12 protein-coding genes are annotated in these 12,864 nt (G+C 66.9%); all 12 read left to right on the forward strand.

Features of this window, described 5'->3' with window-relative positions; all coding sequences use genetic code 11:
- Positions 1–2 precede the first annotated feature (2 nt).
- The gene (locus OHA21_RS42220; protein ID WP_328464948.1) at positions 3–3,893 is read left to right on the forward strand and encodes a DNA-directed RNA polymerase subunit beta'; all 3,891 of its coding nucleotides are present in this window, start codon (positions 3–5) and stop codon (positions 3,891–3,893) included.
- Between the two features lie 101 nt (positions 3,894–3,994).
- Complete coding sequence (locus OHA21_RS42225) at positions 3,995–4,309, forward strand: hypothetical protein (RefSeq protein ID WP_328478887.1); 315 nt, start codon at positions 3,995–3,997, stop codon at positions 4,307–4,309.
- A gap of 66 nt (positions 4,310–4,375) precedes the next feature.
- A complete protein-coding gene (locus OHA21_RS42230; RefSeq protein ID WP_328464950.1) occupies positions 4,376–4,927 on the forward strand; it encodes a hypothetical protein in 552 nt (183 codons plus the stop codon).
- Between the two features lie 432 nt (positions 4,928–5,359).
- Positions 5,360–5,734, forward strand: a complete 375-nt coding sequence (rpsL, locus tag OHA21_RS42235) for a 30S ribosomal protein S12 (RefSeq protein WP_014440718.1) — start codon at positions 5,360–5,362, stop codon at positions 5,732–5,734.
- Between the two features lies 1 nt (position 5,735).
- A complete protein-coding gene (rpsG, locus tag OHA21_RS42240) occupies positions 5,736–6,206 on the forward strand; it encodes a 30S ribosomal protein S7 (RefSeq protein ID WP_196415138.1) in 471 nt (156 codons plus the stop codon).
- A gap of 84 nt (positions 6,207–6,290) precedes the next feature.
- Entirely contained in the window at positions 6,291–8,387 is a 2,097-nt protein-coding gene (gene fusA / locus OHA21_RS42245; protein ID WP_328478889.1) for an elongation factor G, read from the forward strand.
- 130 nt (positions 8,388–8,517) lie between these two features.
- A complete protein-coding gene (tuf, locus tag OHA21_RS42250; RefSeq protein WP_328464953.1) occupies positions 8,518–9,711 on the forward strand; it encodes an elongation factor Tu in 1,194 nt (397 codons plus the stop codon).
- Between the two features lie 375 nt (positions 9,712–10,086).
- Positions 10,087–10,395, forward strand: coding sequence for a 30S ribosomal protein S10 (rpsJ, locus tag OHA21_RS42255; protein WP_007073037.1), 309 nt, complete (start codon positions 10,087–10,089; stop codon positions 10,393–10,395).
- A 10-nt stretch (positions 10,396–10,405) separates the two neighbouring features.
- Positions 10,406–11,059: a 50S ribosomal protein L3 gene (gene rplC / locus OHA21_RS42260; RefSeq protein WP_328464955.1), complete on the forward strand. Its 654-nt coding sequence runs from the start codon at positions 10,406–10,408 to the stop codon at positions 11,057–11,059.
- On the forward strand, positions 11,056–11,706 hold the full coding sequence (gene rplD, locus OHA21_RS42265; protein ID WP_328464957.1) for a 50S ribosomal protein L4: 651 nt from the start codon (positions 11,056–11,058) through the stop codon (positions 11,704–11,706). Before rplC ends, rplD begins: the two co-directional genes overlap by 4 nt.
- Positions 11,703–12,005, forward strand: coding sequence for a 50S ribosomal protein L23 (gene rplW / locus OHA21_RS42270; RefSeq protein ID WP_106315557.1), 303 nt, complete (start codon positions 11,703–11,705; stop codon positions 12,003–12,005). Before rplD ends, rplW begins: the two co-directional genes overlap by 4 nt.
- A 14-nt stretch (positions 12,006–12,019) precedes the next feature.
- Positions 12,020–12,859: a 50S ribosomal protein L2 gene (gene rplB / locus OHA21_RS42275; RefSeq protein ID WP_328464960.1), complete on the forward strand. Its 840-nt coding sequence runs from the start codon at positions 12,020–12,022 to the stop codon at positions 12,857–12,859.
- Positions 12,860–12,864 lie beyond the last annotated feature (5 nt).

Raw genomic sequence — 12,864 nt, forward strand, 5'->3', positions numbered from 1 at the left:
AAGTGCTCGACGTCAACTTCTTCGACGAGTTGCGTATCGGCCTTGCTACCGCTGACGACATCCGGCAGTGGTCGCACGGCGAGGTCAAGAAGCCCGAGACGATCAACTACCGCACCCTCAAGCCCGAGAAGGACGGACTCTTCTGCGAGAAGATCTTCGGTCCGCAGCGGGACTGGGAGTGCTACTGCGGTAAGTACAAGCGGGTCCGGTTCAAGGGCATCATCTGTGAGCGCTGCGGCGTCGAGGTGACCCGGTCCAAGGTCCGCCGCGAGCGGATGGGCCACATCGAGCTCGCCGCGTCGGTCACGCACATCTGGTACTTCAAGGGTGTGCCGAGCCGGCTCGGTTACCTGCTCGACCTTGCCCCCAAGGACCTCGAGAAGATCATCTACTTCGCCTCGTACGTGGTCACGAGCGTTGACGCCGAGTCGCGTCACCGTGACATGTCCACCATCGAGAACGAGATCTTCGCGGAGAAGCGCCAGTCCGAGAACGGACGCGACTCCGAGATCGAGAAGCGTGCCGCCAAGCTGGAGCAGGACCTGGCCGAGCTCGAGGCCGAGGGTGCCAAGGCCGACGTGCGCCGCAAGGTCAAGGAAGCCGGCGAGCGCGAGATGCGCCAGATCCGGGACAAGGCCCAGCGCGAGATCGACCGCCTCGACGAGGTGCTCGACACCTTCCGCAAGCTGGACAGCAAGCAGCTGGTCACCGACGAGCTGCTCTACCGCGAGCTGCGCGACCGCTTCGGTGAGTACTTCACCGGTGGCATGGGCGCCGAAGCCATCAAGGCCCTGCTCGAGAACATGGACCTGGACGCCGAGGCGGAGAACCTTCGGGAGATCATCCGCACCGGTAAGGGCCAGCGGAAGATCCGGGCGCTCAAGCGGCTCAAGGTCGTCGCGGCGTTCCTGAACACCCGCAACTCGCCGCTCGGCATGGTCCTGGACTGCGTCCCGGTCATCCCGCCGGACCTGCGCCCGATGGTGCAGCTCGACGGTGGCCGCTTCGCCACGTCCGACCTGAACGACCTGTACCGCCGGGTCATCAACAGGAACAACCGCCTCAAGCGACTGATCGACCTGGGTGCGCCCGAGATCATCGTGAACAACGAGAAGCGGATGCTCCAGGAGGCCGTCGACGCGCTGTTCGACAACGGCCGTCGTGGCCGGCCGGTCACCGGTCCGGGTAACCGCCCGCTGAAGTCGCTCTCCGACATGCTCAAGGGCAAGCAGGGCCGGTTCCGGCAGAACCTGCTCGGCAAGCGGGTCGACTACTCCGGTCGTTCCGTCATCGTCGTCGGCCCCCGGCTCAAGCTGCACCAGTGCGGCCTGCCGAAGCAGATGGCGCTGGAGCTGTTCAAGCCGTTCGTGATGAAGCGCCTGGTGGACCTGAACCACGCGCAGAACATCAAGTCCGCCAAGCGGATGGTCGAGCGGCAGCGTCCGGTCGTGTGGGACGTGCTGGAAGAGGTCATCAGCGAGCACCCGGTTCTGCTGAACCGTGCTCCGACCCTGCACCGTCTGGGCATCCAGGCCTTCGAGCCGCAGCTGGTCGAGGGCAAGGCGATCCAGATCCACCCGCTCGTCTGCACCGCGTTCAACGCGGACTTCGACGGTGACCAGATGGCGGTCCACGTGCCGCTGTCGGCCGAGGCTCAGGCCGAGGCCCGGATTCTGATGCTGTCGTCGAACAACATCCTCAAGCCGGCCGACGGCAAGCCGGTCACCATGCCCACCCAGGACATGGTCATCGGGCTGTACCACCTGACCCACCTCACGCCCGGTGCCAAGGGCGAGGGCCGGGTGTTCAGCTCGGACGCCGAGGCGCGGATGGCGTACGACAACGGTGAGCTGCACCTGCAGGCTCCGATCAAGCTCCGGCTCCGCGAGGTCGTCGGGGTGGACAACGGCGCCAAGGGCGAGCCGTGGGTCGCGCCGGAGGAGTGGACCGAGGGCGACCCGGTCCTGGTCGAGACCACCCTGGGCCGCGTCATCTTCAACGAGACGCTGCCCCCGGGCTACCGCTACGTGAACTACGAGATCCGCAAGGGTCAGCTGTCGGCGATCGTCAACGACCTCGCCGAGCGCTTCCCCAAGGTCGCCCTGGCCGCGACCCTGGACGCGCTCAAGGAGGCCGGCTTCCACTGGGCCACCTGGTCCGGTGTGACGATCGGCATGGGCGACGTCATCGGTCCTCCGCGCAAGCCGGAGATCCTGGCCCGCTACCAGGTCGAGGCCGACCGCATCGACAAGCAGTACCAGCGTGGTCTGATGACCGCCGAGGAACGTCGCGGCGAGCTCATCGAGATCTGGACCAAGGCGACCAACGAGATCTCCAAGGAGATGGAGACCGCGCTGCCGCAGGAGAACCCGCTCTGGGTGATGATCAACTCCGGCGCCCGCGGTAACCTCCTCCAGCTCCGGCAGATCGCCGCGATCCGTGGTCTGGTGGCCAACCCCAAGGGTGAGATCATCCCGCGGCCGATCACCTCGTCGTACCGCGAGGGTCTGACCGTGCTGGAGTACTTCATCTCCACGCACGGTGCCCGTAAGGGTCTGGCCGACACCGCGCTGCGTACCGCCGACTCGGGTTACCTGACCCGGCGTCTGGTGGACGTCTCGCAGGACGTCATCATCCGCGAGGAGGACTGCGGCACCGAGCGCGCGATCCCGATGCAGGTGGGCGAGCGGGAGCCGGACGGCACCCTGGTCGTGCACACGCACGCGGAGACCGGTGTCCACGCCCGTACGCTGGCCGACAACATCGACGACGCCGACGGCAACCGTGTGGTGTCGCGTGGTGACGACCTCAACTCGATCCTGGTCGACAAGCTGGTCGCCGCGGGCGTGGAGAACGTCCGGGTGCGCAGCGTGCTGACCTGTGAGTCGAAGCTCGGCGTCTGCGCGGCCTGCTACGGCCGTTCGCTGCCGACCGGCAAGTCGGTCGACATCGGCGAGGCGGTCGGCATCATCGCCGCCCAGTCCATCGGTGAGCCCGGTACGCAGCTGACGATGCGTACCTTCCACACCGGTGGTGTCGCGGGTGAGGACATCACCCAGGGTCTGCCGCGTGTCCAGGAGATCTTCGAGGCCCGTGTGCCGAAGGGTAAGGCGCCCATCGCCGACACCCCCGGACGCATCCGGATCGAGGACGGCGAGCGCTCGCGGAAGATCATCGTCATCCCGGACGACGGCAGCGACGAGATCGTGTACGACAAGATCTCGAAGCGGGTGAAGCTCCGCGCCCACGACGGCGACCACGTCAACGTCGGCGAGAAGCTCACCGAGGGCACCATCGACCCGCACGAGCTGCTGCGCATCATGGGTCCGCGCGCGGTCCAGGTCCACCTGACCAGTGAGGTCCAGGAGGTCTACCGCTCGCAGGGTGTGCTCATCCACGACAAGCACATCGAGATCATCATCCGCCAGATGCTCAAGCGGGTGACGGTCATCGACTCCGGCGCGACCGAGTTCCTGCCGGGCGTGCTGGTCGACCGGGCGCTCTTCGAGTCGGAGAACCGCCGGCTCGTGGGCGAGGGTGGCGAGCCCGCCGCCGGTCGTCCGGTGCTGATGGGTATCACCAAGGCCTCGCTGGCGACCGACTCCTGGCTCTCGGCGGCCTCCTTCCAGGAGACCACCCGGGTGCTCACCGACGCTGCGATCAACTCGCGCAGCGACTCGCTGGTGGGCCTCAAGGAGAACGTCATCATCGGTAAGCTCATCCCGGCCGGTACCGGTATCTCCAAGTACCGCAACATCCGGGTCGAGCCGACCGAGGAGGCCAAGGCCAAGGTGTACTCGATGACCGGGTACCCCGAGACCGACTACGGCTTCGGGCCGGCCAGCGGGCAGGCTGTGCCGCTGGACGACTTCGACTTCGGGTCGTACCGCTAAGGGTTGCTCTCCACATGGGGCGGTCGCGCATGGCGCGGCCGCCCCATCGGGCTTTCTAGAATGGCCGGGTGACGCTTCCTGCGGTGCCTACCCGCCATCCGATGGATCCGGAGCCGGTGCCGGCCACGAAGGCCCGTGCCGTCTTCGCGCTCGGCCTGGTGGGGCTGCTCACCGCGGTCTTCCTGGGCGGCGTGATTCCGGCCACGATCGCTCTGCTGCTGGCCCGGCAGAGTCACCGGGAGGCGTACGCGGCGGATGGCTACCTGACCGGCTCGGTGTGGCTGCGCCGCGGCCGCAAACTCGCCTGGGCCGCCCTGGTGCTGGCCCTGACATCGCTGGTGGTGGCTGTGATTGCCGGCCTGCTGCACCTGGCCACGGTCCCCGGCGGACAGGACTTCGCGCCCGGCACGGACTGATCCCGCCCACCCGGCGCCGCCTCGGCCGGGCTGCGCGCCGGCTCGTACGGGTGACATGCTTTCCCTATGACCCAGTACCCGGGGACCGCCTACCCGCCGCCCCCGCACCAGCCGGGCGGTCATCCCGGCCAGGTGCCGCCCCCGCAGTTCGGCCCCCCGCCGTACGGCGCTCCCCAGCAGTTCGCGCAGCCGCCGATGGTGCCGCCGCCCTCCGCGAGCTGGGAGCTGGAGCGGGTCGACATGGTCGGCGGGACCGAGTTCGGCCTGGCCCAGCTACGTGTTCCCCCGATCACCTCGGGTCTGGCGATCGGTTCACTGGTCGCCGGGATCGGCGCCATCCTGGTGTCGTTCGTGGCCGGTTGCTTCGGCCTGCTCGGCGGCGGGGAGGACTGGGGAGCGCTGGTGACCGGCGCGTTCACACTGCTCTGCGTGCTCGCCGGCGGCGGGGCGATCACCGCCGGCGTGATCGCGCTGCGGCAGATCCGCCGCTCCGGCCAGACCGGCCGGGTGCGTTTCACCGGACGGGGCCTGGGTATCGCCGGGATCATCTGCGGCGGGATCGGTGCGGGAATCGGTTTGCTCGCGTTGTTGTTGGGATTGGTGTTGCAGGTGTCGTGATCGGCCTGCGCGATATCGGGATCCGGCACCGCGACGATGTCGCGCTGGGCTACCCGGTACACTGGTATACGGAGATGTCCATCGTGGGAGCCCCGGCCAATTAGTGAAGCATGGCCTCGTTTTGACCTGGGTGCTTGCGGTGGGTACGCTTTCCCCTCGTGCCCGGGCTAGCCCGGGCAACTCGTGCGTGCACCCGAATCGGTAGGTACGACGGGTATTGCGGCACGACGGCCGGGAGTTCGGTGAGAACTCCAGGCACAGAGAGAACAAGACCCGATGCGTGTGACCTTCACGCGCGGCGGGACCGTGAGCCGGACGACACGCCCGACCGCGGGTGCGGGACCTTCCCATCCGGGAGGGGCCGGCACACAGAGGCAGAAAAACACGGTGCGGCCGTAAACAGGAAGCGGCCGAAGGGAGCGGAGAAACCCGGTGCCCACGATCCAGCAGCTGGTCCGCAAGGGCCGCCAGGCGAAGACGAGCAAGACGAAGACGCCGGCGCTGAAGGGAAGTCCTCAGCGGCGCGGCGTGTGCACGCGCGTGTACACCACCACCCCCAAGAAGCCCAACTCTGCGCTGCGCAAGGTCGCTCGTGTGAAGCTCAGCAGCCAGATCGAGGTCACGGCGTACATCCCGGGCGTCGGCCACAACCTGCAGGAGCACTCGATCGTGCTCGTGCGTGGCGGTCGTGTTAAGGACCTCCCGGGCGTCCGCTACAAGATCGTCCGCGGTTCGCTGGACACCCAGGGTGTCCGCAACCGCAAGCAGGCCCGCAGCCGTTACGGCGCGAAGAAGGAGAAGAGCTGACATGCCGCGTAAGGGACCCGCTCCGCGCCACCCTGTGGTCGCAGACCCGGTGTACAACTCCCCGCTGGTAACGCAGCTGGTCAACAAGATCCTCATCGGCGGAAAGCGTCAGCTCGCCGAGCGCATCGTGTACGGCGCCCTCGAGGGCTGCCGCGAGAAGAGCGGCACCGACCCGGTGGTCATCCTCAAGCGCGCGATGGACAACGTGAAGCCGACCCTCGAGGTCCGCAGCCGCCGTGTCGGTGGCGCGACCTACCAGGTGCCGGTCGAGGTCCGTACCCCGCGGCAGACCACTCTCGGCCTGCGCTGGCTGGTCCAGTACTCCAAGGCCCGCCGCGAGAAGACCATGATCGAGCGCCTTCAGAACGAGCTGCTCGACGCCAGCAACGGCCTCGGCGCTGCGGTGAAGCGGCGTGAGGACACCCACAAGATGGCGGAGTCCAACAAGGCCTTCGCGCACTACCGCTGGTAAGACCCTGCTGCGGGCCCGGCATCCGCCGGGCCACGGCAGTCGTACCGGTCCACGAGACGACGACGAAGAAAAGTAGGGATGGAAGTGGCCGCCGCAGACGCGCTCGCCAAGGTACGCAACATCGGCATCATGGCGCACATCGACGCTGGTAAGACCACGACGACTGAGCGGATCCTGTTCTACACCGGCATCACGTACAAGATCGGTGAGGTCCACGAGGGCGCTGCCGTCATGGACTGGATGGAGCAGGAGCAGGAACGCGGTATCACCATCACCTCCGCCGCCACCAAGTGCGAGTGGAAGGGTCACACGATCCAGATCATCGACACGCCCGGCCACGTCGACTTCACGGTCGAGGTCGAGCGGTCGCTGCGTGTGCTCGATGGTGCGGTCGCGGTGTACGACGGTGTTGCCGGCGTCGAGCCGCAGACCGAGAACGTCTGGCGTCAGGCCGACAAGTACAACGTTCCCCGGATGTGCTTCGTCAACAAGCTCGACCGGACCGGTGCCGACTTCTTCCGCTGCGTGCAGATGATGATCGACCGGCTGAACGCCACCCCGCTGGTCCTCCAGATCCCGATCGGGCTCGAGGGTGACCACATCGGCGTCGTCGACCTGATCGAGATGCGCGCGCTCACCTGGCGTGGGGAGACCCAGAAGGGTGAGGACTACGCGATCGAGGAGATCCCGGCGGACCTCGCCGACTCCGCGGCCGAGTGGCGCGAGAAGCTCATCGAGACCCTCGCGGACGTCGACGACGCCGTGATGGAGAAGTACCTCGAGGGCGAGGAGCTGTCGGTCGACGAGATCCGGGCCGCCATCCGGCGCGCCACGATCGCCAGCAAGGCCAACCCGGTGCTCTGTGGCTCGGCCTTCAAGAACAAGGGTGTGCAGCCGATGCTGGACGCCGTCGTCGAGTTCCTGCCGTCGCCGCTGGACATCCCGGCCATCGAGGGCACCGCGACCGACGGTGAGACCCCGCTGCTGCGTAAGCCGTCGAACGACGAGCCCTTCTCGGCGCTGGCTTTCAAGATCCAGACCGACAAGCACCTCGGCAAGCTGACGTACGTCCGCGTCTACTCGGGCACGCTCGAGACCGGTACCCAGGTGATCAACTCCACCAAGGACCGCAAAGAGCGGATCGGCAAGATCTACCAGATGCACGCGAACAAGCGTGAGGAGCGCAACACCGCGCAGGCCGGCGACATCATCGCCGTCCAGGGTCTGAAGCAGACCACGACCGGTGACACGCTCTGCGACCCGGCGAAGCCGGTCATCCTCGAGTCGATGACCTTCCCCGAGCCGGTCATCCAGGTGGCCATCGAGCCGAAGACCAAGTCGGACCAGGAGAAGCTGGGCACCGCGATCCAGCGCCTGGCCGAGGAGGACCCGACCTTCCGCGTCTTCAACGACGAGGAGACCGGCCAGACGATCATCGCCGGCATGGGCGAGCTCCACCTGGACATCCTGGTGGACCGCATGCGCCGCGAGTTCAGCGTCGAGGCGAACATCGGTAAGCCGCAGGTCGCGTACCGCGAGACCATCCGTGGCACGGTGGACAAGATCGACTACGTCCACAAGAAGCAGACCGGTGGCTCGGGTCAGTACGCGAAGGTCATCGTCAAGGTCGAGCCGCTGCCGCTCGACGCCGACGGCCCGACCTACGAGTTCGTGAACGCCGTCACCGGTGGCCGGATCCCCAAGGAGTTCATCCCCTCGGTGGACGCGGGCGCGCAGGACTCCCTGCAGTACGGCGTGCTCGCCGGCTACCCGCTGGTGGGTGTGAAGTTCACGCTCCTGGATGGTCAGTACCACGAGGTCGACTCTTCCGAGATGGCCTTCAAGATCGCCGGCTCCATGGCGATGAAGGAAGCGGCCCGTCGGGCCGACCCCGCTCTCCTGGAGCCGATGATGGCCGTTGAGGTCACCACCCCTGAGGACAACATGGGTGACGTCATCGGCGACCTCAACTCCCGGCGTGGCATGATCCAGTCGATGGAGGAGCGCCACGGCGCTCGCGTCGTCAAGGCTCTCGTTCCGCTGTCGGAGATGTTCGGCTACGTCGGCGACCTTCGGTCGAAGACTGCGGGCCGGGCGAGCTACAGCATGCAGTTCGACTCCTACGCCGAGGTTCCGCAGAACGTGGCGAAGGAGATCATCGCCAAAGCGACAGGTGCCTGACATCTGAGCTTGATCGATGAGGCACGTGCGGTCCGTCGAGGGCCGCACGTGCACGAGCAGTCGACAGAGTCCTGAGCGCCTTATCGGCGTGCCGGGCGAAAAGTAATGATCAGTCCACAGGAGGACACCAGTGGCGAAGGCGAAGTTCGAGCGGACTAAGCCGCACGTCAACATCGGCACCATTGGTCACATCGACCACGGTAAGACGACGCTGACTGCGGCCATCACGAAGGTCCTGCACGACGAGTTCCCCGAGCTGAACCCGTACACCCCGTTCGACGAGATCGACAAGGCGCCGGAGGAGAAGGCCCGCGGCATCACGATCTCGATCGCGCACGTCGAGTACCAGACCGCGGCGCGTCACTACGCGCACGTGGACTGCCCCGGCCACGCCGACTACATCAAGAACATGATCACCGGTGCTGCCCAGATGGACGGCGCGATCCTGGTCGTGGCCGCCACCGACGGCCCGATGCCGCAGACCAAGGAGCACGTCCTCCTGGCCCGCCAGGTCGGCGTTCCGTACATCGTCGTCGCCCTGAACAAGAGCGACATGGTCGAGGACGAGGAGCTCCTGGAGCTCGTCGAGCTCGAGGTCCGCGAGCTGCTCAGCACCTACGAGTTCCCGGGCGACGACCTGCCGGTCGTGCGCGTGTCGGCGCTCAAGGCGCTCGAGGGCGACCCGGAGTGGACCGGCAAGCTCATGGAGCTGATGAACGCGGTCGACACCGCGATCCCGCAGCCCGAGCGTGAGACCGAGAAGCCGTTCCTCATGCCGATCGAGGACGTCTTCACGATCACCGGTCGTGGCACCGTGGTGACCGGTCGCGCCGAGCGCGGCATCCTCAAGCCGAACGAGGAGGTCGAGATCGTCGGTATCCGCGAGAAGTCGACCAAGACCGTTTGCACCGGCATCGAGATGTTCCGCAAGCTGCTCGACGAGGCCCGCGCGGGTGAGAACGTCGGTCTGCTGCTCCGCGGCATCAAGCGCGAGGACGTCGAGCGCGGCATGGTCGTCGTGAAGCCGGGCACCACGACTCCGCACACGGAGTTCGAGGGCCAGGTCTACATCCTCTCCAAGGAGGAGGGTGGCCGGCACACCCCGTTCTTCCAGAACTACCGGCCGCAGTTCTACTTCCGCACCACCGACGTCACCGGTGTCGTCACGCTGCCCGAGGGCACCGAGATGGTCATGCCGGGCGACTCGACCTCCATGTCCGTGAAGCTGATCCAGCCGATCGCCATGGAGCAGGGCCTGAAGTTCGCGATCCGTGAGGGTGGCCGCACCGTCGGCGCCGGAACGGTCACGAAGATCAACAAGTGATAGCCGGCCGTCACAGCGATTGCTGTGACGGCCGTCATCGCGGTGACCCCGATTAGCGTTGCCGGAGAGAATCCGGCATACTAGTCAGGTTGCGTCCGCGCGGGGTGGGTGACGGTCGGCAGGTAACACTGCTCGTTCAGTTACCCACCCTCGCCGGGTGTCCGGGTGTGGTTCTTCGCCGCCCGACACCCTTAGATCCCCGCGATCGATCCGCTTCAGGCAACTGGGGCGGAATCAGAGTGCCCAGCATTCTGAGACAAGGCGCGACACGCCCGACCGCGGGGGTCGGACAACGCAGGATCAACGGTCCTGCGGGCTGCGGAGGCCACCCGCTTTCGCACGTAGCGGCATCGAGAGAAGGAAACAGAAGCCACCATGGCGGGACAGAAGATCCGCATCCGGCTCAAGGCCTATGACCACGAGGTCGTCGACTCCTCGGCGCGGAAGATCGTCGAGACGGTGACGCGTACCGGGGCGCAGGTCGCGGGCCCGGTGCCGCTGCCCACGGAGATCAACCGTTTCTGCGTGATCCGTTCGCCGCACAAGTACAAGGACTCGCGCGAGCACTTCGAGATGCGCACGCACAAGCGTCTGATCGACATCATCGACCCGACTCCGAAGACGGTCGACTCGCTCATGCGCCTCGACCTGCCGGCTGGCGTCGACATCGAGATCAAGCTGTAGGGACCGGACAATGGACAGGCAAGTAAAGGGGATCCTGGGCGCCAAGCTCGGCATGACCCAGGTCTGGGACAACAACAAGGTCGTCCCGGTAACCGTGGTGCAGGCCGGCCCTTGCGTCGTGACCCAGGTCCGTACCGATGAGAAGGACGGCTACTCCGCGGTCCAGCTGGCGTACGGCGCGATCGACCCGCGGAAGGTCAACAAGCCGGAGAGCGGCCAGTTCGCCAAGGCGGGTGTGTCGCCGCGGCGCCACATCGTGGAGCTGCGCACCACCGACGCCGGCGAGTACGAGCTCGGCCAGGAAGTCACCGTCGAGGCGTTCGCGGCGGGTACGCCGATCGACGTCACCGGTAAGACCAAGGGCAAGGGCTTCGCCGGTGTCATGAAGCGGCACGGCTTCCACGGTCTGCGCGCCAGCCACGGTGTCGAGCGCAAGCACCGCTCGCCCGGTTCGATCGGCGCCTGCGCGACCCCCGGCCGCGTCTTCAAGGGCGTCAAGATGGCCGGTCGCATGGGTGGCAAGCGCTTCACCGTGCAGAACCTGGTCATCCAGGCGGTCGACACCGAGCGCAACCTGATCCTGGTCAGGGGTGCGGTGCCCGGTCCCAAGGGCGCGCTGATCCTGGTCCGTACCGCGGCGAAGAAGAAGGGCGGTGCCAAGTGAGCTCGGTTGACGTGATCAACGCTGAGGGCAACAAGGCCGGCTCTGTCGACCTGCCCGCCAACGTCTTCGACGTCCAGGCGAACATCCCGCTGATGCACCAGGTCGTCGTGGCGCAGCTCGCCGCGGCCCGGCAGGGTACGCACAAGGCGAAGACTCGTGGCGAGGTCGCCGGCGGCGGCAAGAAGCCGTACAAGCAGAAGGGCACCGGTCGCGCCCGTCAGGGCTCGATCCGCGCGCCGCAGTTCACCGGTGGTGGCGTCGTGCACGGCCCCGTGCCGCGCGACTACAGCCAGCGGACCCCCAAGAAGATGAAGGCTGCCGCGCTGCGTGGCGCCCTCTCGGACCGGGCCCGGGACGGCCGCGTGTTCGTCGTCGAGTCCTTCGTCAGCGGCGAGAAGCCGTCGACCAAGGCCGCCGTCGCGACGCTGCGCAAGGTCGCCCAGACCACCAAGGTTCTCGTCGTTCTGGACAGCCAGGACGAGCTGAACTGGGTGTCGCTGCGCAACGAGCCGACCGTGCACCTCATCGAGGCCGGCCAGCTGAACACCTACGACGTGCTGGTCGCCGACGAGGTGGTCTTCACGAAGGTTGCGCTCGACGAGTTCCTGGGCGGTTCCGCCGAGAAGTCCGAGGAGGGCGACAAGTGAGCACGATCGCCGACCCGCGCGACATCATCGTCGCCCCGGTGGTCTCCGAGAAGAGCTACAGCGTTCTCGACCAGAACTGGTACACGTTCGAGGTCCGGCCGGACGCGAACAAGACCCAGATCAAGATCGCGATCCAGCAGATCTTCAACGTCCGCGTGCTGACCGTGAACACCGCGAACCGCGAGGGCAAGCGCAAGCGCACCCGCTCCGGCTGGGGGCAGCGCAAGGCCACCAAGCGCGCGATGGTGAAGCTGGCTGACGGTGACCGTATCGAGGCCTTCGGCGGCCCGGTCAGCTAAGGGGTTTGTGAATCATGGCAATCCGTAAGTACAAGCCGACCACGCCGGGCCGTCGTGGCTCCAGCGTCGCCGACTTCGCCGAGATCACCCGGTCGACGCCGGAGAAGTCTCTGCTGGTTCCGCTGCCCAAGAAGGGTGGTCGCAACGTCCACGGCCGCATCACCACGCGGCACCAGGGCGGTGGCCACAAGCGGCAGTACCGGCTGATCGACTTCAAGCGGAACGACAAGGACGGCGTGCCGGCCAAGGTCGCTCACATCGAGTACGACCCGAACCGCACCTCCCGCATCGCTCTGCTGCACTACGCCGACGGCGAGAAGCGCTACATCCTCGCGCCGAAGGACCTCAAGCAGGGCGACCGGGTCGAGTCGGGCGTCGGCGCGGACATCAAGCCGGGCAACAACCTGCCCCTTCGTAACATCCCGGTCGGTACGACGGTCCACGGTGTGGAGCTTCGTCCCGGCGGTGGCGCCAAGCTGGCCCGTTCGGCCGGCGTCGGTATCCAGTTGCTCGGCCGTGAGGGCGCCTACGCCACGCTGCGTATGCCTTCCGGTGAGATTCGTCGCGTCGACATCCGCTGCCGCGCGACGGTCGGCGAGATCGGCAACGCCGAGCAGTCGAACATCAACTGGGGTAAGGCCGGCCGTATGCGGTGGAAGGGCAAGCGCCCGACCGTCCGTGGTGTCGCCATGAACCCGATCGACCACCCGCACGGTGGTGGTGAGGGTAAGACCTCGGGTGGTCGCCACCCGGTGAACCCGGCGGGTAAGCCCGAGGGCCGTACCCGTCGCAAGGGCCAGCCGAGCGACAAGCTGATCGTTCGCCGCCGCTACGCCACCCGCAAGCGCGGGTAACGGGA

It is taken from the genome of Actinoplanes sp. NBC_00393 (assembly GCF_036053395.1).
Lineage (GTDB): Bacteria > Actinomycetota > Actinomycetes > Mycobacteriales > Micromonosporaceae > Actinoplanes.